General features: G+C 59.5%; 19 protein-coding genes and 3 tRNA genes. 14 read left to right on the top strand and 8 right to left on the bottom strand.

From position 1 onward, the window contains the following. The first annotated feature begins 91 nt into the window (after positions 1-91). Positions 92-697 (top strand): tRNA-(ms[2]io[6]A)-hydroxylase, encoded by a 606-nt coding sequence (locus tag NA647_RS18370; protein ID WP_256058989.1) that lies wholly within the window; start codon positions 92-94, stop codon positions 695-697. Positions 698-702: 5 nt separating this feature from the next. On the opposite strand, the gene lpxH is transcribed toward NA647_RS18370, so the two are convergent. Together lpxH and NA647_RS18360 are read right to left on the bottom strand one after the other, a co-directional pair. Then, positions 703-1,425, bottom strand: coding sequence for a UDP-2,3-diacylglucosamine diphosphatase (gene lpxH, locus NA647_RS18365; protein WP_256058988.1), 723 nt, complete (start codon positions 1,423-1,425; stop codon positions 703-705). Positions 1,426-1,431: 6 nt separating this feature from the next. After that, complete coding sequence (locus NA647_RS18360) at positions 1,432-1,926, bottom strand: peptidylprolyl isomerase (RefSeq protein ID WP_256058987.1); 495 nt, start codon at positions 1,924-1,926, stop codon at positions 1,432-1,434. Positions 1,927-2,117: 191 nt separating this feature from the next. Between NA647_RS18360 and NA647_RS18355 the strand changes: the two genes are divergently transcribed. Next, entirely contained in the window at positions 2,118-3,785 is a 1,668-nt protein-coding gene (locus tag NA647_RS18355; RefSeq protein ID WP_256058986.1) for a glutamine--tRNA ligase/YqeY domain fusion protein, read from the top strand. Next, positions 3,785-5,170, top strand: a complete 1,386-nt coding sequence (gene cysS, locus NA647_RS18350) for a cysteine--tRNA ligase (protein WP_256058985.1) — start codon at positions 3,785-3,787, stop codon at positions 5,168-5,170. Before NA647_RS18355 ends, cysS begins: the two co-directional genes overlap by 1 nt. A 282-nt stretch (positions 5,171-5,452) precedes the next feature. Here the strand turns inward: cysS and NA647_RS18345 are convergent, their stop codons facing one another. Beyond that, positions 5,453-7,321 carry a sigma-54-dependent Fis family transcriptional regulator gene (locus NA647_RS18345; protein ID WP_256058984.1) on the bottom strand — a complete coding sequence of 623 codons (1,869 nt, stop codon included), beginning with the start codon at positions 7,319-7,321 and terminating at the stop codon, positions 5,453-5,455. A gap of 217 nt (positions 7,322-7,538) precedes the next feature. On the opposite strand from NA647_RS18345, the gene NA647_RS18340 reads away from it, so the two are divergent. From NA647_RS18340 to NA647_RS18315, 6 genes are read left to right on the top strand one after another with little or no spacing between them, the layout of a single operon-like run. Further along, entirely contained in the window at positions 7,539-8,621 is a 1,083-nt protein-coding gene (locus NA647_RS18340; protein ID WP_256058983.1) for an ABC transporter ATP-binding protein, read from the top strand. Between the two features lie 9 nt (positions 8,622-8,630). After that, a complete protein-coding gene (locus tag NA647_RS18335; protein ID WP_256058982.1) occupies positions 8,631-9,728 on the top strand; it encodes an ABC transporter ATP-binding protein in 1,098 nt (365 codons plus the stop codon). Beyond that, on the top strand, positions 9,725-10,588 hold the full coding sequence (locus tag NA647_RS18330) for a carbohydrate ABC transporter permease (protein WP_256058981.1): 864 nt from the start codon (positions 9,725-9,727) through the stop codon (positions 10,586-10,588). Before NA647_RS18335 ends, NA647_RS18330 begins: the two co-directional genes overlap by 4 nt. Before the next feature lie 13 nt (positions 10,589-10,601). Next, a complete protein-coding gene (locus NA647_RS18325; protein ID WP_256058980.1) occupies positions 10,602-11,402 on the top strand; it encodes a carbohydrate ABC transporter permease in 801 nt (266 codons plus the stop codon). Positions 11,403-11,412: 10 nt separating this feature from the next. Next, a complete protein-coding gene (locus tag NA647_RS18320; RefSeq protein ID WP_256058979.1) occupies positions 11,413-11,685 on the top strand; it encodes a DUF2160 domain-containing protein in 273 nt (90 codons plus the stop codon). Between the two features lie 43 nt (positions 11,686-11,728). Further along, positions 11,729-13,468 carry an ABC transporter substrate-binding protein gene (locus NA647_RS18315; RefSeq protein WP_256058978.1) on the top strand — a complete coding sequence of 580 codons (1,740 nt, stop codon included), beginning with the start codon at positions 11,729-11,731 and terminating at the stop codon, positions 13,466-13,468. A 97-nt stretch (positions 13,469-13,565) separates the two neighbouring features. On the opposite strand, the gene folD is transcribed toward NA647_RS18315, so the two are convergent. Continuing rightward, a complete protein-coding gene (gene folD, locus NA647_RS18310) occupies positions 13,566-14,420 on the bottom strand; it encodes a bifunctional methylenetetrahydrofolate dehydrogenase/methenyltetrahydrofolate cyclohydrolase FolD (protein ID WP_256058977.1) in 855 nt (284 codons plus the stop codon). Between the two features lie 271 nt (positions 14,421-14,691). Between folD and NA647_RS18305 the strand changes: the two genes are divergently transcribed. From NA647_RS18305 to NA647_RS18285, 5 genes are all read left to right on the top strand, one after another. Further along, a tRNA-Arg gene (locus tag NA647_RS18305) sits at positions 14,692-14,768 on the top strand. Positions 14,769-14,801: 33 nt separating this feature from the next. Further along, a tRNA-His gene (locus tag NA647_RS18300) sits at positions 14,802-14,877 on the top strand. Positions 14,878-14,922: 45 nt separating this feature from the next. After that, positions 14,923-15,007: transfer RNA gene (locus tag NA647_RS18295), tRNA-Leu, on the top strand. A 990-nt stretch (positions 15,008-15,997) separates the two neighbouring features. After that, positions 15,998-16,339: a DUF6968 family protein gene (locus NA647_RS18290; RefSeq protein ID WP_256058976.1), complete on the top strand. Its 342-nt coding sequence runs from the start codon at positions 15,998-16,000 to the stop codon at positions 16,337-16,339. A 517-nt stretch (positions 16,340-16,856) separates the two neighbouring features. Beyond that, positions 16,857-17,336 carry a VOC family protein gene (locus NA647_RS18285; RefSeq protein WP_256058975.1) on the top strand — a complete coding sequence of 160 codons (480 nt, stop codon included), beginning with the start codon at positions 16,857-16,859 and terminating at the stop codon, positions 17,334-17,336. Positions 17,337-17,419: 83 nt separating this feature from the next. Here NA647_RS18285 and tcyN read toward each other — a convergent pair whose 3' ends face one another. From tcyN to NA647_RS18265, 4 genes are all read right to left on the bottom strand, one after another. Then, positions 17,420-18,178: an L-cystine ABC transporter ATP-binding protein TcyN gene (gene tcyN, locus NA647_RS18280; protein WP_256058974.1), complete on the bottom strand. Its 759-nt coding sequence runs from the start codon at positions 18,176-18,178 to the stop codon at positions 17,420-17,422. Next, complete coding sequence (tcyL, locus tag NA647_RS18275) at positions 18,178-18,846, bottom strand: cystine ABC transporter permease (protein WP_256058973.1); 669 nt, start codon at positions 18,844-18,846, stop codon at positions 18,178-18,180. The genes tcyN and tcyL overlap by 1 nt, the downstream gene beginning before the upstream one ends. After that, positions 18,843-19,640: a cystine ABC transporter substrate-binding protein gene (gene tcyJ / locus NA647_RS18270; protein ID WP_256058972.1), complete on the bottom strand. Its 798-nt coding sequence runs from the start codon at positions 19,638-19,640 to the stop codon at positions 18,843-18,845. The genes tcyL and tcyJ overlap by 4 nt, the downstream gene beginning before the upstream one ends. Positions 19,641-19,744: 104 nt before the next feature. Beyond that, positions 19,745-20,749 (bottom strand): D-cysteine desulfhydrase, encoded by a 1,005-nt coding sequence (locus NA647_RS18265; RefSeq protein WP_256058971.1) that lies wholly within the window; start codon positions 20,747-20,749, stop codon positions 19,745-19,747. Positions 20,750-21,215 lie beyond the last annotated feature (466 nt).

Below are 21,215 nucleotides of genomic sequence, written 5' to 3'. Positions count from 1 at the left end.
GTCCGGCGTGGGCCTCGTATAATGCGCCGCTGATGGCGGCGCTGACGTCGATCGCTGCATTCCATTACTTCGCGAATACCAAGACCTCCCCATGCTCCCCGAATTGAATGAATTTCTTGGTTGTGCCACGCCCGCTGCCTGGGTCGAGGTTGCGCTGCAGAACCAGGACGTGATGCTGATCGATCACGGCAACTGCGAGAAGAAGGCTGCCGGTGCCGCTTTCCAGCTTATGTTCCGGTACGTCGACAAGCCGGATCTGCAGAACAAGATGTCGCGTCTGGCCAGGGAAGAGCTGCGGCACTTCGAGCAGGTGCTTTCGATCATTCGCAAGCGTGACATCGCCCTGCGAAATATCGGCTCGTCACGCTATGCGGCGGGTCTGCGGGAGTTGGTGCGCAATCACGAGCCCTATCGACTAACCGATACGCTGGTGATCGGGGCGTTCATCGAAGCCCGCTCCTGCGAGCGTTTCGCAATGCTGGTGCCGCATCTCGATGAGGAGCTCGGCAAGTTCTATCACGGCTTGCTCAAGTCCGAAGCGCGGCATTTTCAGGATTATCTAAAGCTGGCTTATCTGTACGGAGACGCTGCCGATATCGACGCGACCATCGTGCGGGTGCGGGCGCGTGAGCGGGAATTGATTGAAAGCCCCGACAGCGAATTTCGCTTCCATAGCGGCGTTCCGGCGGCTGCCTGAGCCGCTCAGCTCAATTCGAACGGCGCCTGATGAAAGCCTGATTCATCGATCTGCAGGGCCCACCCTTGGCGATCCCAATCGCCCAGTACGATGCGCTGCGCAGGCTGACCGGCGACCTGCAGCGTGTGGCTGGAAGGGCGGTGAGTATGGCCATGGATCAAGGTCCGGACGTGATGACGCTGCATGACATCGACGACAGCGTCAGGCGTGACGTCGACGATGTCGCTGGCTTTCATGCGCGTCTCTTCCTTGCTGCTTGATCGCAGTTTCTGCGCCAGTTTCTGGCGTTTGGCGAGCGGCAAGTGGTGAAGGACGAACAGACTGACGGGGTTACGCAGCCACCGCCGTAGACGCATGTAGCCCTCATCGCGCGTACAGAGCGTGTCACCGTGCATCAGCAAGACCCGTTGGCCGCTGAGCTCAGCAATGTGCGGATCAGGTAGCAATGTGCAGCCCGCCTCGCGACAGAACGCCTTGCCAATCATGAAATCACGGTTGCCGTGCATGAGATAGATGCGCGTCCCGCTTTCGCTCAGGACGCGTAGGGCAGCGGCGATTTCATGCTGGAAGGACGTCATGCCGTCGTCGCCGACCCAGACTTCGAAGAAATCTCCGAGGATATAGAGCGCCTCGGCATGGACGGCACGAGTCTCTAGAAAACGAAGAAACGCCCGGGTAATGTCCGGGCGTTGTTCTTCAAGGTGCAGATCGGAAATCAGCAGAATCAACGAGGCTTACTCGACGATCTCGGCTTTCTCGATGACCACGTCTTCTACCGGAACGTCCTGATGGCCCGACTTCATGGTGGTGGAAACTCCCTTGATCTTTTCAACCACGTCCATGCCTTCGACCACTTCGCCAAACACCGCGTAGCCCCAGCCCTGCACGGTCGGTGCGGTGTGATCCAGGAAGTCGTTGTCCTTGACGTTGATGAAGAACTGCGCGGACGCCGAATGCGGCTCCATGGTGCGCGCCATGGCCAATGTGCCGACCTTGTTGGAGAGCCCGTTGTTGGCTTCGTTCTTGATCTGCGCGCGGGTAGCTTTCTGCTTCATACCCGGCTCGAAGCCGCCGCCCTGGATCATGAAGTTGCTAATGACCCGATGGAAAATGGTGCCGTCGTAGTGACCGCTCTTCACGTATTCCTTGAAGTTGGCTGTGGTTTCCGGGGCTTTATCTTCGTACAGCTTGACGGTGATGACGCCGTGGTTGGTGTGGAGCTTGATCATCGGAGCAATCCTTATGGAGAGGAAAACCGCGTCGCGATAGCAGGGCGGCGCGGCAATGGAAATGAACCGCTGCTGCAGAGCAATACGGCGGGCGCTTTGCTCTGTCAGGGGGTTGACGGGTCCGCTATGATAAGCGCTTTGATTTGGCCGGCCTACCCTGAGCCGCGCACTCGCAGATCGTTAAGGACACCATGAGCAAGCCTGAGACTACCGCCGCCACCAATTTTCTCCGCCCGATCGTCCAGGCCGACCTGGACTCGGGCAAGCACGCCCGCATCGTCACGCGCTTTCCGCCCGAGCCCAACGGCTATTTGCACATTGGCCATGCCAAGTCGATCTGCCTGAACTTCGGTCTGGCTCAGGAATTCGGTGGCGTCTGCAACTTGCGTTTCGACGACACCAACCCGGCCAAGGAAGACCAGGAATACATCGACGCGATCAAGAGCGACGTGCAGTGGCTGGGCTTCCAGTGGGCCGGCGAAGAGCGCTATGCCTCCGAATACTTCGACCAGCTGCACGCCTGGGCCATTCACCTGATCGAGGCGGGCAAGGCCTACGTCTGCGACTTGTCGCCCGAAGAGGCGCGCGAATACCGCGGCAGCCTGACCGAACCGGGTAAGAACAGCCCGTTCCGTGAGCGCAGCGTCGAAGAGAACCTCGATCTGTTCGCTCGAATGAAAGCTGGTGAGTTCCCAGACGGTGCCAAGGCGCTGCGTGCCAAGATTGATATGGCTTCGCCGAACATGAACCTGCGTGACCCGATTCTCTATCGCATCCGTCACGCCCATCATCACCAGACCGGTGATAAATGGTGCATCTACCCCAGCTATGACTTCACCCATGGCCAGTCGGATGCCATCGAGGGCATCACTCATTCGATCTGCACCCTGGAGTTCGAGGACCATCGTCCGCTCTACGAATGGTTCCTGGAACAACTGCCGGTGCCGGCCAAGCCGCGTCAGTACGAATTTGCCCGTCTCAACCTGAACTACACCATCACCAGCAAGCGCAAGCTCAAGCAGTTGGTCGACGAGAAGCACGTGAGTGGCTGGGACGATCCGCGTATGTCGACCCTGTCGGGCTTTCGTCGCCGCGGCTATACGCCGGCCTCGATCCGTAACTTCTGCGACATGATCGGCGTGAATCGCGCTGGCGGCGTGGTGGACATCGGTATGCTGGAATTCGCCATCCGTGAAGACCTCGATGCCAACGCGGCGCGTGCGATGTGTGTGCTCAAGCCGCTCAAGGTAGTGATCACTAACTATCCAGAAGGCCAGGTCGAGAACCTGGAACTGCCGCGCCATCCCAAGCAGGACATGGGCGTGCGCGTGCTGCCGTTCTCCCGCGAAATCTATATCGATGCCGGCGACTTCGAAGAAGTCCCGCCGGCCGGCTTCAAGCGCCTGATTCCTGGTGGCGAGGTGCGTCTGCGCGGCAGTTACGTAATTCGTGCCGATGAGGCGGTGAAGGATGAGCAGGGCAATATCGTCGAGCTGCGTTGCTCGTACGACGAAAACACCCTCGGCAAGAATCCGGAAGGCCGCAAGGTCAAGGGCGTGATTCACTGGGTCCCGGCTGCCGAGAGCGTCGAGTGCGAGGTGCGGCTGTACGACCGCCTGTTCCGCTCCGCCAATCCAGAGAAGTCGAACGAGGGCGGCAGCTTTCTCGACAACATCAACCCCGAGTCGCTGGTGGTGCTCACCGGCTGCCGCGCCGAGCCGTCCCTGGCCAACGCACAACCAGAGGAGCGCTTCCAGTTCGAGCGCGAAGGCTACTTCGTCGCCGACCTCAAAGATTCGCAGCCCGGCAAGCCGGTGTTCAATCGAACCGTCACCCTGCGTGATTCCTGGGGGCAATGATGGGGCTGTCGATCTACAACACGCTGACAAAGGCCAAGGAACCGCTCAAACCGCTGATCGATAACCAGGTGCGCATGTACGTCTGTGGTATGACGGTCTATGACTTCTGTCACATCGGCCATGCGCGGGTAATGGTGGCCTTCGACGTGGTCTCGCGTTGGTTACGCCAGCGCGGTTACGAGCTGACCTACGTGCGCAACATCACCGATATCGACGACAAGATCATCCGTCGCGCTCAGGAAAATGGTGAAAGCTTCGAGGCGCTGACCGGTCGTATGATCGCCGCGATGCATGAGGACGAGGCTCGGCTCAATGTGCTGCGCCCCGATCTTGAGCCGCGCGCCACCGAGCACATCGCCGGCATGCACGGCATGATCCAGACCCTAATCGACAAGGGCTTCGCCTACGCGCCAGGTAATGGCGATGTCTACTATCGGGTCGGTAAGTTCGTCGGTTACGGCAAGCTGTCGCGACGCAGGATCGAAGATCTCAAGATCGGTGCACGCATCGAGGTCGACGAGGCCAAGGAAGATCCGCTGGACTTCGTGCTCTGGAAGGCCGCCAAGCCGGGCGAGCCGAGCTGGGAATCGCCTTGGGGAGCAGGGCGTCCGGGCTGGCATATCGAGTGCTCGGTCATGTCCACCTGTTGCCTGGGCGAAACCTTCGACATCCACGGTGGCGGCCCCGATCTGGTGTTCCCGCATCACGAAAATGAGATCGCCCAGAGCGAAGCGGCAACCGGCAAGCCGTACGCCAACGCCTGGATGCATGCCGGTGCGGTGCGCGTCGATGGCGAGAAAATGTCCAAGTCTCTGGGTAACTTTTTCACCATTCGCGAAGTGCTGGAGAAGTATCAGCCGGAAGTGGTGCGCTATTTGTTGGTTTCCAGCCACTACCGCAGCCCAATCAACTATTCAGAAGACAGCCTTAAGGAAGCCAAGGGCGCGCTGGAGCGGTTTTATAACGGCCTGAAAGGCTTGCCCGAGGCAACACCCGCGGGTGGCGAGGCGTTCGTCGAGCGCTTCGGCGCTGCGATGGACGATGACTTCAACTCACCGGAAGCCTGCTCTGTGCTGTTCGAGATGATTCGTGAGGTCAACCGCCTGCGTGACACGGATTTGCAATCCGCCGCTTCTCTGGCAGCGCGCCTTCGGGAACTGGCCTCCGTACTCGGTGTGCTGCAACTCGAGCCTGAGGCTTTCCTGCAGGCTGGTGCCGCCGGCAAGGTCGACGCGGCCGAGGTGGATGCCCTGATCGCCGCACGATTGAACGCCCGCGCCGAGAAGAACTGGGCCGAATCGGACCGTATTCGCGATCAGTTGACGGCCATGGGCGTGGTGTTGGAAGACGGCAAGGGCGGCACGACCTGGCGTCTAAGTGAATAAGTTGCACACTCTATCGAGGCCGCCGCGTGCGGTCTCTTTTGTTTTCCGGTAAGCGAACGGAAGCTTCCCTCAATACGGATAAACAGGGCTGCTATACCGGTCCCTGTTCGACCGGTGGGGCCAAGCAGCGTCCGCTTCAGCCTCGCGAACCGTCAGCACTCCACAATCGATCAGGTGTGCCGGTGGGCTAAAGCCCACCCCACATCTGCCGTACCGTTTTACCGGTCCCGTAAGGCAGGCGCTATTCGGTTCGTTGGAACGCTACAGCGCTATGCCGCGAACTTAACCTGGATAAAGACCTTCGGCCCGCAGGCGCTTGTAGAGGGTGTTGCGGCTGACGCCTAAATGCCGGGCGAGGTGCGAAACGTTGCCGCGACAGGCTTCGAACTGTGAGCGCAGCGGCTGGTTCGTGGATAACGAAAGCGAAGGCGCCACGCCGATAGAATGGGTTGGCTCTGTTCTTCCGCGACTTTCGGCGCTTTCGTTAAGATCTACGAAGAAGTCGTCAGGCAAATGCTCCGGGCGGATCGGCTGATCGTCGGCCAGCGCCAGCGCAACCTGGATCACGCTGCTCAATTGGCGAATGTTTCCTGGCCAGGGATGGCGATCGAACAAATGCTGTACTTCACTGCTCAATCCGGCCCATTGCCGGGGTTCTCGATGTTGTTCCCAGATTCGCTGAATCAGTGCCTGCTTGTCGCTGCGGGCGCGTAGCGGCGGCAGCTCCACGCTCAGGCCGCTCACACGGTAGAACAGGTCCTGGCGGAAACGACCGCTTTCGACTTCCTGGCGCAGCGAGCGGTTCGTTGCACAGACAAGGCGAAAGTCGACCGGCAGAGACTCACCTCCGCCAAGCGGCTGGACGCTGCGATCCTGCAACACGCGGAGCAAACGCGCTTGCAGACTCAGCGGCATATCACCAATTTCGTCAAGAAACAGCACGCCACCGTCTGCTTTGCGAATAAGGCCCAAATTGCCTTTCTGGTTAGCTCCGGTGAAAGCGCCTTTTTCGTAACCGAACAGTTCTGATTCGATCAGCTCGCTGGGAATTGCAGCGCAGTTGACGGCGATCAGCGGGGCGTTTGCTCGCGAGCTAGCGGCGTGTAACGCTTTGACCAGCACTTCTTTGCCGACGCCGGTTTCGCCATGCACGAGGATTGGAACGTCCTTCTCCAGCATGATCTGGGCTTGGCGTATCGCTTTGTGGACCTGTGGGTCGCCTTGATCAATGCTGGCTAGATCAATGGTGCTCTTTGATCTGACGGTGGGGCGAAAATCACGCGGCTGAATGCATGGTTTCTGTGGACGCCGCACAACACCATGAAAGCGATGCCGTCCCAGGGCTCGTAGCATCAAGGGTTGATCTTCCGGCTGGTTGAGCAGCTGCAACAGCGGAACGTCGAACAACATGTCGATGCGTGTGCGCGTCAGCGCAACGCCGAGCAGGCTGTCGGCACGCCGGTTTGCAGACACGATCAGCCCGGACTCATCGAACACCAGCAGCCCCGCCCACTGGCTGTCCAGATTGTCCTGTCCCGTATTGAAGGTCAGCTGGAAGTAGTCGTCATGGAACAGGTTGAGGATGAGCCGATTTTCCACCGACTGGCTCATCATCTTCACCATGCCGAGCGTGTGCGACGGAGGAAGGTAGCTATCGCTAGACACGTCGAGTACCGCGATCAGCTGGCGCTGCGCATCGAAAATCGGAGAGGCCGCGCCGGAAAGATAACGATTGGCCTTGAGGAAGTGTTCGTCGCGCTGAATGTGCACGGCCTGTCCGCTGGCCAATGCAGTGCCGATAGCATTGGTACCGGTGTCGCGCTCCATCCAGCTTGCTCCCGGCTTGAAGCCGCGTTGCTGCGCCGGTTCGACGAAGCGTCGGTCGCCCCAGGATTCGAGCAGCTGCCCGCCGCTGTCCGCCAGCAGAATCAGGCAGCTCGAATTCGAAAGGATGTTTTCGTAGTACGGAAGCACTTCGCGCTGGGTGGTCTGGACCAGGCTGCGCTGACTTTCCAACAGGGCGTTGACGTCTTGCTCGGCTGGTTGGCCGAAGCTGGGAACACTGAGCGGATTCAGTCCATAGCGTTCGCAGCGGCTCCATGAATCTTCTACCAGAGCCTGGTGTGAGATGGGCTGGACGGGGTCGGCCATGAGGTCTCTCTGAAGGTGCAATTCTTGTTGTTATTGGATGTATCGCGCGGCGATTTGAACAGTCTTGTTCAATTCTGCGCACTGTCAATGTTCAGAATTGTTCATTTTGAACACGTGTTGACAGTGCTTTTCGCAACGAGCGCCTATTTAGAGCGGCCGGGGAATGCTGGCACGAATCTCGCTCCGCATCCTGGCATAACAACTAGAAGGTTGCGGCATGTCCCTCACTCTGGAACACGTCACTAAAACCGTCGATGGGCAACTACACATCGACGATGCCAGCCTGGTTTTCGAACCCGGTTCGTTCAACGTACTGATCGGGCGAACCCTGTCAGGCAAGACCTCGCTGATGCGTCTGATGGCAGGACTCGACAAGCCGAGCCAGGGGCGAGTGCTGATGAACGGCGCCGACGTAACCGGTGTTCCGGTGCGCAAGCGCAACGTGTCGATGGTGTATCAGCAGTTCATCAACTACCCGACGCTCACCGTGTTCGAGAATATTGCTTCACCGTTACGGCAGGCAGGCGTGAGCAAAGCGGAGATCGAGCGCAAGGTACGCGAAACCGCCGAGATGCTGCACATCGAAGGTTTTCTAAAGCGCCATCCTTTAGAGCTTTCAGGCGGTCAGCAGCAACGTACTGCGATGGCTCGAGCACTGGTGAAAGATGCCGATCTGGTTTTGTTCGACGAGCCTCTGGTCAACCTCGACTACAAGCTGCGTGAGGAACTCCGTCAGGAGATGCGTGAGCTGTTCAAGACTCGACGCAGCATTGCCGTCTACGCCACTACCGAGCCTAACGAGGCGTTGGCGCTAGGTGGTACCGCAACGGTGCTGCATGAAGGGCGGGTAATTCAGAGCGGCCCGACGTCCGACGTTTATCACCGTCCGAGTCAGATGCTTAGCGCCGAGCTGTTCTCAGAGCCGCCGATCAATCTGTTATCAGGGCAGATTGCTGCCAATGAAGTCAGCTTTCAGGACTGCATGCATTTCCCCCTCAACGCCGATCTGCGAGATCTGGGCGAAGGGCAATATCGTTTCGGTATCCGGCCCAGTCACATTGGCCTGGTGCCATCCAATGATGATGACCTCGAAGTTTCCGGTGCGGTCGAGCTCGCGGAAATCAGCGGTTCGGAAACGTTCCTGCACGTACGCAACGAGCATTTCAGCCTGGTGCTGCATCTCCAGGGCGTGCACGACTATGCCGTGGATTCTCCAATCCGCGTGTACATCCCGACCCACAAGCTGTTCGTGTTCGATGCGGCCGGCCAGTTGGCACAGGCGCCGGCCCGACGCATCTGAGGAGTTAACATGGCGGAGATTCGTTTGCAGAACCTTGCCCATAGTTACAGCTCGCATCCGCATGGCGCGTCGGACTATGCCATTCGCGAAATGGACCATGTATGGGAGCAGGGTGGGGCTTATGCGCTGCTGGGCCCCTCCGGCTGTGGCAAGTCCACTCTGCTCAACATCATTTCCGGGTTGCTCAGCCCCTCTGAAGGCCAGGTGCTGTTCGATGCCCGTGAAGTGAACAAGCTGACGCCCGAACAGCGCAATATCGCCCAGGTTTTCCAGTTTCCGGTCGTTTACGACACCATGACGGTGTTCGACAACCTGGCCTTCCCGTTACGCAACCAGGGTGTCCCGGAGTCGCGAGTCACCAGCAAGGTCCATGAGATTGCGGAGGTGCTCGATTTACATCCCTTGCTCAAGCGTAGAGCCAGCAACCTGACCGCGGACGAAAAACAAAAGGTATCGATGGGCCGAGGGTTGGTGCGCGACGACGTGTCCGCAATTCTTTTCGACGAGCCGCTCACGGTGATTGACCCTCACCTGAAATGGAAACTGCGGCGCAAGCTCAAGCAGATCCACGAGCAGTTCAATATCACCATGATCTATGTCACCCACGATCAGCTGGAGGCTTCGACCTTCGCCGACAAGATCGCTGTGATGCATGGCGGACAGATCGTTCAGTTCGGCACGCCGCGCGAGCTGTTTGAGCGGCCGCAGCACACATTTGTCGGCTTCTTTGTCGGCAGCCCAGGGATGAACCTGATCGAAGTGCATGCCGAGGAGGGCGGGGTCGGCTTCGATGATCTGCACGTTCCGCTGAACGACGCGCTGGCAGCAAGGCTGCATCACATTGGCTCGGCTCGTCTGCAGATAGGTATCCGCCCGGAGTTCGTTCAGGTAACCGAAGAGCGACCAATCGGCGGAATGCAGGCCGAGATCATCCGGGTAGAGGATCTGGGCACCTACAAGATTCTCACGCTCCGCCTGAAAGCGCAGCTGATCAAAGCGCGCCTGCCTGAGGACCAGCCGGTACCTAGAGGGCAGGCCTGGGTGGGCTTTCCCGCGCAGTGGCTGATGCTCTATGCCGATGATCGGCTGGTGGAGGAGCAGGCATGACCAAAATTCATAACAATCGTGCCTGGTGGCTGGTGCTGCCGGTATTTCTGCTGGTTGCCTTCAGCGCCATCCTGCCGATGATGACCGTGGTGAACTACTCAGTTCAGGACATCTTCGATTCCTCGACGCGGTTCTTCGTCGGTGCGGACTGGTATCGCCAGATTCTTCACGACCCCCGCCTGCATGATTCATTGCTGCGGCAGTTCATCTTCTCCGGCTGTGTGCTGTTGATCGAAATACCGCTAGGTATCGCGGTCGCGCTGACCATGCCAACCCGCGGCCGCTGGGCTTCGCTGTGCTTGATCGTGATGGCGATTCCACTGCTGATTCCCTGGAACGTGGTTGGCACCATCTGGCAGATCTTCGGCCGCGCCGACATTGGCCTGTTGGGCTACGGCCTTCGTGAACTGGGCATTGACTATAACTATGCGTCCAACACTCGGGACGCCTGGGTGACGGTGCTCGTCATGGACGTCTGGCACTGGACCTCTTTGGTCGCGCTGCTGTGCTATTCAGGTCTACGAGCCATTCCTGATGCCTACTATCAAGCGGCGCGTATCGACAGGGCGTCATCCTGGGCGGTGTTCCGCTACATCCAGTTGCCCAAGCTTAAAAGCGTATTGCTGATCGCGGTGATGCTGCGTTTCATGGACAGTTTCATGATCTATACCGAGCCGTTCGTGCTCACCGGCGGCGGACCGGGCAACGCCACGACGTTCCTCAGTCAGACGCTGACGAAGATGGCGGTTGGGCAGTTCGATCTGGGCCCTGCGGCGGCGTTTTCGCTGATCTATTTCCTGATCATCTTGCTGGTGTCCTGGCTGTTCTATACAGCCATGACCCATGGCGACCAGAAATGAGGAGGAGCCGCTGATGAACCTGCGCAAGCGACTGGTACTGATCCTCTATATCGCCTTTCTGATGGTGCCGATCTACTGGCTGGTCAACATGTCGTTCAAGAGCAACACCGAGATCCTTGGTGGACTTACGCTCTGGCCGCGTGATCTCACGCTGGACAACTACAGGGTGATCTTCACCGATCGCAGCTGGTATAGCGGCTATATCAACTCGCTGTACTACGTGTGCCTCAACACGATCATCTCGCTGACCGTGGCCTTGCCAGCTGCCTATGCCTTTTCCCGCTTTCGCTTCCTGGGCGATAAGCACCTGTTCTTTTGGCTGCTGACCAACCGCATGGCACCGCCTGCAGTGTTCTTGTTGCCGTTCTTCCAGCTCTATTCTTCGATCGGGCTGTTCGATACGCACATTGCGGTGGCCCTGGCGCACTGCCTGTTCAATGTGCCGCTCGCGGTTTGGATCCTCGAAGGCTTCATGTCCGGCGTACCGAAGGAAATTGACGAAACCGCTTACATCGACGGCTACAGTTTTCCCAGATTCTTCGTGAAAATTTTCATTCCGCTGATCGGCTCGGGGATCGGCGTGACGGCCTTCTTCTGCTTCATGTTTTCCTGGGTCGAGCTATTGCTGGCGCGCACGCTGACGTCGGTGGATGCCAAACCCATCGTCTCGGTAATGACCCGTACCGTTTCGGCGTCAGGGATCGACTGGGGCGTGCTGGCAGCTGCCGGCGTGCTGACAATTCTGCCAGGCATGCTGGTGATCTGGTTCGTCCGCAATCACGTGGCCAAGGGCTTCGCCCTCGGTCGGGTATAGGAGATCACACATGAGCTGGATGGCCTGGACCACACCAACAGCAGCCTTTTTCACCGCAATCGGCCTGATGCTTGCGCTGATGAGTGTGTGGGAACTTAGAAGGCCTTGCATGCCACGCAAGGGTTTTCTGCCTATCGTCACTACGCGTGGCGATCGATTGTTCATTGGACTTTTGGGCAGTGCCTATTGGCATCTTCTGCTGATAGGGCTGACCGACTGGAGCATCTGGATAGCGTCCGCGCTGTCTCTCGTCTGGTTGTTTGCAGTGATGCGCTGGGGTTGAACCGCGTGGTTCGTCCCCTCCGAAAAACCCAAAGGAGGTGTGTATGTTCGAGAATAAAAACAACACCCGACATGGCATGGCGCTCACGGCCTTGCTGACGTTGTCCGGCATGGCAGGAACGGCATGGGCCGATGCCTATGAAGATGCGGCGAAAAAATGGATCGAGTCGGAATTCAACCCTTCGACCCTTTCGCCGGAACAGCAGATGGAGGAGTTGCGCTGGTTCATCAAGGCCGCCGAGCCTTTCCGAGGAATGGAAATCAACGTAGCGTCGGAAACCATCACCACCCATGAATATGAGTCGAAAACCCTGGCGAGGGCGTTCAGTGAAATTACCGGTATCAAGCTGCGGCATGACCTGATGCAAGAGGGCGATGTCGTCGAGAAACTGCAGACGCAGATGCAATCCGGCAAGAACATCTATGACGGCTACATCAACGACTCGGATCTGATCGGCACGCATTTCCGTTACGGAAAGGCAGTCGCCATCAGCGACATGATCGAAGGTGAAGCCAAGGATTACACGCTGCCCACGCTTGACCTGGATGACTTCATCGGCATTTCCTTCACCACCGGGCCGGACGGCAAAATCTACCAGTTGCCGGTTCAGCAGTTCGCCAACCTCTACTGGTTCCGTGCCGACTGGTTCGAGCGTGATGATCTCAAGCAGCAATTCAAGGAACGCTACGGATACGAGCTCGGCGTGCCAGTGAACTGGTCCGCTTATGAAGACATCGCCGAATTCTTCAGCAAACACGTCAAAGAGATCGATGGGCAGCGCGTCTATGGCCACATGGACTACGGCAAGAAAGATCCATCGCTTGGCTGGCGCTTCACCGATGCCTGGTTCTCCATGGCTGGCGCGGGCGACAAGGGGCTCCCAAACGGTCTGCCAGTGGACGAGTGGGGCATCCGTGTCGAGGATTGCCATCCGGTCGGCTCGAGCGTCGCGCGAGGTGGCGCCACCAATGGCCCTGCCGCAGTTTATGCCACGCAAAAATATGTCGATTGGATGCGCGAATATGCACCGCGAGAAGCGCAGGGTATGACGTTCTCCGAGTCCGGCCCTGTGCCGGCACAAGGCGCCATCGCCCAGCAGATTTTCTGGTACACGGCCTTCACGGCTGACATGACCAAACCGGGTCTGCCCGTAGTTAACGAGGATGGCACGCCCAAGTGGCGGATGGCTCCGTCACCTAAAGGCCCGTATTGGGAGGAGGGCATGAAGCTCGGGTATCAGGATGCTGGTTCCTGGACCTTCCTTGACTCCACTCCTGAGAAGCGCCGTCTGGCGGCATGGCTATATGCGCAATTCACCGTCGCGAAAACCGTGTCGCTGAAGAAAACGCTGGTGGGGCTGACGCCGATTCGTGAGTCGGACATCAACTCCGAAGCCATGACCGAAGCGGCGCCAAAGCTGGGCGGCCTCGTCGAGTTCTACCGCAGCCCTGCGCGAGTGCAGTGGACACCAACCGGAACCAACGTGCCGGATTACCCACGTCTGGCGCAACTCTGGTGGCAATACATCGCCGAAGCGGCGAGCGGTGACAAGACGCCCCAGGAAGCGTTGGATGGTCTTGCCGAAGCACAGGACACCATGATGGCTCGGCTGGAACGTGCCAATGTACAGACGAAGTGCGGACCCAAGCTCAACGAACCGCGTGATCCAGAGTACTGGCTTAGCCAGCCTGGCTCGCCCAAACCCAAACTGGAGAACGAAAAACCTCAAGGCCAGACCGTCAGCTATGACGAGCTGATCAAGTCTTGGGAGCAAGAGCGTTGAGCTGTTGATCGGGTTCTAACGGAAAAAGAAAACGGCACCCAAGGGTGCCGTTTTCGATTTTCAGGCTCAGCAGGCGCCGAGTGTGAAATGAGGTGTATCAATCATGCAGGTGTTCTGCTGCATGCAGGGTGTTCTCCAACAGGCAAGCGCGAGTCATCGGACCAACTCCGCCGGGCACCGGTGTAATCCAGCTGGCTCGCTGTACAGCCACCTCGAACTCGACGTCACCAACCAGTTTTCCATCGGCCTGCCGGTTGATTCCGACATCGATGACGATAGCGCCTTCCTTAATCCATTCGCCTTTCACCAGACCCGTGATACCCGTGGCGACCACGATCAAATCGGCTCGCTTGACGTGCTCTGCGAGGTCATTGGTGAAGCGATGGGTGACGGTCGTGGTGCAGCCGGCCAGCAACAATTCCAGCGCCATGGGGCGGCCTACAATATTGGACGCGCCGACAACCACGGCGTTGAGCCCATGCAGATCGACGCCAGTGCTCTCGAGCAGGGCCATGATGCCTTTCGGCGTGCAGGGGCGGAGCAGGGGCATGCGCTGCGCAAGACGGCCAATGTTGTAGGGATGGAAGCCATCCACATCCTTGTCAGGTCGAATGCGTTCGAGCAGCTGCGAGGCATCCAGGTGCTTGGGCAACGGCAACTGCACGAGAATCCCGTCGATAAGCGGGTCGTCATTGAGCTGATCGATGAGCTTCAGAAGTTCGCCCTGGCTGGTCGTCGCTGGTAAATCATGAGCAGTGGACTTGAATCCCACTTCCTCGCAGTCCTTGCGCTTGTGCGCGACATATACCTGCGAGGCCGGGTCCGAACCCACAAGGATCACTGCCAGCCCCGGAGCTCTGAGGCCCTGCTGGGAGCGCTCGGCCACTCGGCCGGCGATCTGCAGGCGGATATTGGCAGCAATCTGTTTACCGTCGATCAGTTTTGCGGTCATGACGCGTGGTTAACCATCGAGAAGGATTGAAAAAGGATGCGCATTCTCTCACGGTGACACCGTCCGGCAAAGGCGATGCGGTGTTCCCTGTCCGTAACTCCTTTACCTGCCTGAAATTTTTTCGGTTTAGCTGTTGACGGCCTGCAGGCAGGCCATTAAGATTCGCCCCGCTTGTCGAGCACAGCTTGCTGCTGGGTAAGACGGCTTTTGGAGGTAAGTCCTTCATTAGCCGGAGCTTGAAGTCTGCGCTCCGAATAGATTGCAGATAAAAGCGCCCGTAGCTCAGTTGGATAGAGCATCCGCCTTCTAAGCGGATGGTCGCAGGTTCGAGTCCTGCCGGGTGCGCCAGTTTCTGGGCTCTGGCACAAGCAATGCAATATGGTGGGCGTAGCTCAGTTGGTAGAGCACAGGATTGTGGCTCCTGCGGTCGTGGGTTCGAACCCCATCGTCCACCCCATATTCCGGAACGCCAGGCATAGCCTGGCGTTTTCGTTAAAAGTTTGCGGACGTGGTGAAATTGGTAGACACACCAGATTTAGGTTCTGGCGCCGCAAGGTGTGAGAGTTCGAGTCTCTCCGTCCGCACCATTACATAATTCTGAGGCCTCTCTAGAGGGCTCGTGAATCGCTGAAAGCCCCGTAATTGGGGCTTTTTTGTATCTGTCGATTATCAGCTTCTCTTTGCTGCCAGCGCCAGTGCCGGCATCAGGAGCTTCAATCCGAAAAAGGGCGAGATCGATGTTGGCGTCAAATGCGAGGCCGCCCTCTCTTTAGCCGAAGGCAAGGTCACGACAACCACCTTCTTCCCGTCACGCGCGGGCAGCACGCTGCAGATCAGCTACCGAAATGCCCTCGGCCATCCGGTCCGGCATCCGTTCGGTAGCTTCCGCCTAGAATGGCAGTCTGGAGTTGTCCTGTTTCGCGGGTGCTAGTGTCGAGGCCGGCATCAAGACCAGCAAAGGTCTGGCCTTGGCCAGTTCTCCCTTCATTGCAAAGCCAGCCTGGTCTTCGGTCTTCGATCTTGGGGGCTGGTGGCGGCTTCGGAACCGTCGTTGACTTGGAGAAGGTTTGGGATCTGATCGTGCTGGTCTGCGAGACGTTGCATGACGTCGAGTATCGACCCATCCTGGGCATGAAGAGCAGGCCTTTGGTGCCATCTGACAGCTTTACAAGGCTGCTCTCGCACCAGGCGAAGCGATGCAGGGCCTAATCGGCAGCGGCATACAGAATCTCACCATCTGCTGGGCCTCGATGCGGGAGGCTATCTCGGTGACCTTCGAAGGGAAGAGTTTCTGGCTTTCGGGAAGGCCCGCCGCCCTGCAGGATATCGCCGCAGCGAACCCTATAAACAAGGCTAGTATTCGGAGCTTGTCCATCGCATTCGTCCTTGAAACGGTCATCACAAGGGCTGCGCTCTAGCCACTAGCAAGGTGGGACAGGACCTGCATGGCTCAAAGTCGAAGCGGCTCACGCTCTTGCCGGCGAGCGCATTGGCGCATTTCATCCAAAACTACTGTTGCATCGGACAAGCTATCTTGGCTGCGGTCCGCCAACCCAAAAACTCTCGGGAGAACCGCCATGACCATCTTCGTAGAGCGGAGGTTCGAGTTGGGTGACATGCAGCTAATCGCCCGTTTTTGCACGCCGACGAAGGCAGTTGGTGGCGAATTCAAATGCCACTACACCTTGGACTGGCCAGATCATGAGGACAGCGGCTACGCCTGTGGTGAAGATGGTATCCAGGCGCTCATGCTCGCGATGAAGAAAGTGCACATTGCGCTGGTCGAAAGCGATGCGTACAGGCAGGGAAAACTGACCTTGTGGGGGCAGCCGGATCTCGACCTGCCGCCTACCTGGGGCGCTGGGCCTTTGTACTACGCGGCAAGTCGACCCAACGAAACTCCGGGCGACGATTCCTGATGGGCAGTGGCCGCCGGCCGAGACGGCGATGTGGCCGCGTCACGAAGCAGGCCTTGGTTGAGGGGCGTACCTGGAGGTCGCGAGCGAAGAGCGAATCATCGGTGTGCTCAAGGCGAACGCCAGGACGCTGGTGCTGATCCTCTATTGCCCGTCGGTCACCGGCAAGGCCGGCTTCGTGATGGCGACGGGACGGTGTGCATGAGTCCTTCACCATCCTAGGCGAAGGCCCGGCTGCAGCAGGCGCGGGCGCAGCCACCTAACTAGAGCAGCCGCATGGTTTCGAGCGCCGCGCTTGCGCAGGGGCAACAGATGGCCGCCTTTCAGCGGAGGTAAATTTCCGAACCCGAACAATCTGAGCGAGGTGTCGATTTCGCAGGCGCTCGTACGACTATTTGAGGTGATCGCCCGGTCGGCGCCAAAACCGCCATGGCCGCGGCCATATCCAAGGGGCGCCAAGGTTGGCGAGCGCTTCACCGCATGCTCGGCGCCATCTCGTTAAGCAACACGGAGATCTACGATGACCAGCAAGAACACCATCTGCCTCTGGTACGACGGTACCGCGCTCGAGGCGGCTACCTTCTATGCCGAAACCTTCCCGGACAGCGCAGTAGACGCGATTCATCGTGCGCCAGGTGACTATCCCTCAGGCAAGCAGGGCGACGTCCTGACGGTCGAATTCACGGTGATGGGGATCCCTTGCCTCGGGCTAAACGGGGGTCCGGCCTTCCAGCATACCGAGGCGTTCTCGTTCCAGGTTGCTACCGACGACCAGGCCGAAACGGACCGCTTGTGGAGTGCAATCGTCGATAACGGCGGCCAGGAAAGCGAATGCGGCTGGTGCAAGGACAAGTGGGGCTTGTCGTGGCAGATCACGCCGCGCGTATTGACGGCCGCCTATACCAGCCCTGATCGGGCGGCGGCCAAGCGCGCTTTTGAAGCAATGATGGGCATGCGCAAGATCGATATCGCCACGATCGAAGCGGCATTGCGGGGCTAATCGGGGCAGCGATTCAGCGAAAGGCCGCAGCCAAACCAGCGCCCGACAAGCGCCTAGGGCCGAGGCAGCCGCGAGCGGGCGCTTCAGTGCCCGTAGTGGTCGCCAATGAACTTGCCCAGAAACTGCCGGGTGCGTTCGTGCTGCGGTGCGCTGAGCAGTTGCCTGGCATCACCCTGTTCGACAATGACCCCTTCGTCGATGAAGATCGCCCTGTCGGCCACATCGCGGGCAAAGCTCATCTCGTGGGTGACGATGACCATGGTGCGCCTTTCTTCGGCCAGGCCGCGGATGGTGGCGAGCACTTCGCCGACCAGCTCCGGATCCAGCGCCGAGGTCGGTTCGTCGAACAGAATCACGTCCGGCTGCATGGCCAGTGCGCGGGCGATCGCCACACGCTGTTGCTGGCCGCCGGAGAGGCGCCTGGGATAGGCGTCCTCCTTGCCGCCCAGACCGACCTTGGCCAGCAGCGCGCGGCCGCGCTCGATGGCCTCGCTGCGCGGCTCCTTCTTCACCTGCACCGGACCTTCGATGACATTCTCGAGGGCGGTCCGATGCGGAAACAGGTTGAAGTTCTGGAACACGAAACCGACGTGCTGGCGCAGCTCGCGGATCAGGCCCTGCTGGGCCTTGAGCGGCCTGTCCGCGTCGATGTGGATCTCACCCACGCTGATCTGTCCACCGCTGGGTTGCTCCAGCAGGTTGAGGCAGCGCAGCAGGGTGGTCTTGCCCGAACCGCTGGGGCCGATGATGGCCAGCACCTCGCCGGGGGCGATGTCCAGGTCGATGCCCTTGAGCACCTCCTGGCCATTGAAAGATTTTCTCAGGTTGCGCACGGAGATCATCAGGCGTCCTGCTCGTGACGGTTGACCCGTTGCTCCAGGCGCCCCTGGAAGTAGGCCAGCACGCTGGCCAGCAACCAGTAGATCAGGGCGGCGGCCAGGTACATGGTGAAGATCTCGAAGGTACGCGCGGTGATCAGCTGCGCCTGGCGGAACAGCTCCGGCACCTGGATAGTGGCAGCCAGGGCGGTGTCCTTGACCAGCGAGATGAAGCTATTGCCCAGCGGCGGCAAAGCGGTGCGCGCGGCCTGCGGCAGGATGGCCCGGTACAGGGTCTGCGCGCGACTCATGCTGATGCTGGCGGCCGCCTCCCACTGGCCACGGTCGATGGAGGCGATGGCGGCGCGCAGGATCTCGGCAGTATAGGCCGCCATGTTCAGCGAGAAACCGATCAGCGCCGCCGGCAGCGGGTCGAGCTGGATGCCCAGTTGCGGCAGGCCGTAATAGATCATGAACAGCTGCACCAGCAGCGGGGTTCCGCGAAAAAATGACACATAGACCCGCGCCAGCCACTGTAGCGGCCAATACCCGTACAGCCGCAGCAGGGCCAGGCCGAAGCCCAGCAGCAGGCCAAAGAACATCCCACCCAGGCTCAGCACCACGGTCCACCACGCACCCTTGAGCAGGAAGGGCAGCGAGTCCAGCGCCAGCTGCAGGCTGCTGTCGATCATTGCGTGACGTCAGCCCCGAACCACTTCTCGGAAAGCTCTTTGAGGGTGCCGTCGGCGCGCAGCTTGGCTATGGCTTCATTGATGGCGGCGAGCAGCTGCGGGTTGCCCTTGCGCAGGGCGACGCCGGACTCTTGGCGGGAGAAGGCATCACCGGCCACCGCCAGGCGATCGCCGGTTTTCTCGACCATCTCGAAGGCGGCCAGACGGTCGACCAGGATCACATCGATGCGGCCAACGGCGAGATCCTGGAACTTGGTAGGGTCATCGTCGTAGGTGCGGATATCGGCTTGTGGCACGTTCTCCTTCAGCCATTGCTCGTAGTTGGTACCCAGGCCCACCCCGACCTTCTTGCCGGCTAGGTCAGCCGGACCTTTGATGCTGTCGGCATCGGCCTTGCGGGTGAGCGCCTGGATGCCTGAGACGGTGTAGGGCGTGGAGAAGTCGTACTTCTGCTTGCGCTCCTCGGAGATGGTCACCTGGTTGATGACCACGTCCAGACGTTTGGATTCCAAGGCGGCGAGGATGCCGTCCCACTTGGTCGGCTGGAACGCGGCCTTGACCCCCAGTTCCTCTGCCACGGCATTGGCGAAGTCCACCTCGAAGCCAGTCAACTCACCACTTTCATCCTGGAAGTTGAAAGGCGGGTAGGTGCCTTCCAGGCCCACCTCGAGCGTGCCGTTGGCCTTGACCTCTTCCAGGAGATCGGCCGCGAACGCCGGTGCGAACAGGCTTGAGCCGAGCAGTACGCTCAGGCTGCAGAGCAGGAAATGACGACGCAGAGTGGCAATTTTCATGACAGGCCTCTAGGTGGACGGGAAGGTCATACAACTCTAAGGGCGAAGATTTATTCGAGAAAATAATTAGAAGGCATCAGGACCAGCACAAAAGGAATATGGCGTTATTGATCCAACGCCCATGGATAATAGGCGAACAATGCCGGGGCACCACCAGTGTGCAGGAACAGCAGCGGGCCCTGGCCGGGGAACGCGCCCCGGGCAATGCTGTCGAGCAGGCCGGCAAAGGCCTTGCCGGTGTAGACCGGATCGAGCAGCACGCCTTCCTGTTCGGCGAGCAGGCGGATCGCGGCTAGGGTGCTGGCATTAGGCTCACCATAGCGTGGGGCGAAATACTGGTCCCACAGCTCGATCCGAAGCCCCGCCGGCGCTTCGACTCCGAGCAGCTCGCCGGTGCGTTGCAGTAGGCCTTCGACCTTAGGCCGCTGGGTCGTCTCAGGGCGCGACACGGTGACCCCGACCACCCGGCTACCAGGCCGGGCATATTCCAGTGCAAGAGCCAGACCACTGTGGGTTCCGGCGCTTCCGGACGCGAGCAGCACGGCGGCAAAATCCTCGCCGGTGCCGTGCATCTGCTCGGCCAGCTCAAGGCCGGCGCGCACGTAGCCCAACGCGCCGAGCGCATTGGAGCCGCCGATTGGCACCACGTAGGGCTTGCGCCCCGCACAGCGTAGGCGCTCCGCGGCGGTCTGCAGCAACTCGTCGGCGTTATCCAGGTTGGCGACCGCTTCAGCCTCGCAGCCGAACAGATCGAGCAGCAGGCGGTTGCCATTGCCCAGGTAGTTACCCTCGGTAGTACCCAGTGGATTTTCCAGTAGCGCCAGGCAGCCCAGGCCGAGCTTGGCCGCCAATGCTGCGGTCTGGCGTACATGGTTGGACTGGATGGCTCCGGCGGTGACCAATACCTCGGCGCCCTGGGCGAGGGCGTCGGCGCCAAGATACTCAAGCTTGCGCGCCTTGTTGCCACCGAGGGCCAGCGGGGTGAGGTCGTCGCGCTTGATCCAGATATCCCGACCCAGGTGACGTGATAGGCGCGAAAGATGCTCCAGCGGCGTGGCGGCGTTTATCAGTTCAAGACGAGGGAAGCGGGCGAGGGCGTCGACGAGCATGAAAGCAGACTTCTGCGCAGAGCTGTGTGATCACTGTAGAAAGCAATTCAGAACTGGCGCAAGCCGATGTCCAGCAAAGTATGGCGCTGCGCTTCAGATCCTATGAAGAAGGTCAGGTGGCGAGCCGGTGAAGACGCGCATACATCAAAAAAACTCCGACCCCATCCAGCGAGACTGCAGCGATTTGGTGGATCGGAGAAAAGGCTTCCAAGGAAACGCTGGCGTCGCTTAAGGCGAAGTATGGAACGGATCTGCTTTTGCAGGGTGGTCGCTCGGCGGATCGAAGCCGCCCGAGCCCGGGCACCGTTCAGGACACGTTCGACGCTCTACGCGCTCAGCAGGTCGAGCGCGCCAGGGTATAGTTGGCCGATGCGGCGTCTACAGGGCATGGGGAAAAGGGGAACAGATTATTTTTCCTACTGACGGGTCGGCCAGTTAAATAAATCTGTCCCAATTCTAACCAACC

It is taken from the genome of Stutzerimonas stutzeri (assembly GCF_024448985.1).
GTDB classification, from domain to species: domain Bacteria; phylum Pseudomonadota; class Gammaproteobacteria; order Pseudomonadales; family Pseudomonadaceae; genus Stutzerimonas; species Stutzerimonas stutzeri_AP.
The sequence above is the reverse complement of the archived record's forward strand: the minus strand, read 5'-3'. Positions and strand labels throughout refer to the sequence as shown.

Coding starts and splice junctions, on each gene's coding strand:
- NA647_RS18370 (WP_256058989.1), top strand. CDS start 92: ATGCTCCCCGAATTGAATGAATTTCTTGGTTGTGCCACGCCCGCTGCC.
- NA647_RS18360 (WP_256058987.1), bottom strand. CDS start 1,926: ATGATCAAGCTCCACACCAACCACGGCGTCATCACCGTCAAGCTGTAC.
- NA647_RS18355 (WP_256058986.1), top strand. CDS start 2,118: ATGAGCAAGCCTGAGACTACCGCCGCCACCAATTTTCTCCGCCCGATC.
- cysS (WP_256058985.1), top strand. CDS start 3,785: ATGGGGCTGTCGATCTACAACACGCTGACAAAGGCCAAGGAACCGCTC.
- NA647_RS18345 (WP_256058984.1), bottom strand. CDS start 7,321: ATGGCCGACCCCGTCCAGCCCATCTCACACCAGGCTCTGGTAGAAGAT.
- NA647_RS18340 (WP_256058983.1), top strand. CDS start 7,539: ATGTCCCTCACTCTGGAACACGTCACTAAAACCGTCGATGGGCAACTA.
- NA647_RS18335 (WP_256058982.1), top strand. CDS start 8,631: ATGGCGGAGATTCGTTTGCAGAACCTTGCCCATAGTTACAGCTCGCAT.
- NA647_RS18330 (WP_256058981.1), top strand. CDS start 9,725: ATGACCAAAATTCATAACAATCGTGCCTGGTGGCTGGTGCTGCCGGTA.
- NA647_RS18325 (WP_256058980.1), top strand. CDS start 10,602: ATGAACCTGCGCAAGCGACTGGTACTGATCCTCTATATCGCCTTTCTG.
- NA647_RS18320 (WP_256058979.1), top strand. CDS start 11,413: ATGAGCTGGATGGCCTGGACCACACCAACAGCAGCCTTTTTCACCGCA.
- NA647_RS18315 (WP_256058978.1), top strand. CDS start 11,729: ATGTTCGAGAATAAAAACAACACCCGACATGGCATGGCGCTCACGGCC.
- folD (WP_256058977.1), bottom strand. CDS start 14,420: ATGACCGCAAAACTGATCGACGGTAAACAGATTGCTGCCAATATCCGC.
- NA647_RS18290 (WP_256058976.1), top strand. CDS start 15,998: ATGACCATCTTCGTAGAGCGGAGGTTCGAGTTGGGTGACATGCAGCTA.
- NA647_RS18285 (WP_256058975.1), top strand. CDS start 16,857: ATGACCAGCAAGAACACCATCTGCCTCTGGTACGACGGTACCGCGCTC.
- tcyN (WP_256058974.1), bottom strand. CDS start 18,178: ATGATCTCCGTGCGCAACCTGAGAAAATCTTTCAATGGCCAGGAGGTG.
- tcyL (WP_256058973.1), bottom strand. CDS start 18,846: ATGATCGACAGCAGCCTGCAGCTGGCGCTGGACTCGCTGCCCTTCCTG.
- tcyJ (WP_256058972.1), bottom strand. CDS start 19,640: ATGAAAATTGCCACTCTGCGTCGTCATTTCCTGCTCTGCAGCCTGAGC.
- NA647_RS18265 (WP_256058971.1), bottom strand. CDS start 20,749: ATGCTCGTCGACGCCCTCGCCCGCTTCCCTCGTCTTGAACTGATAAAC.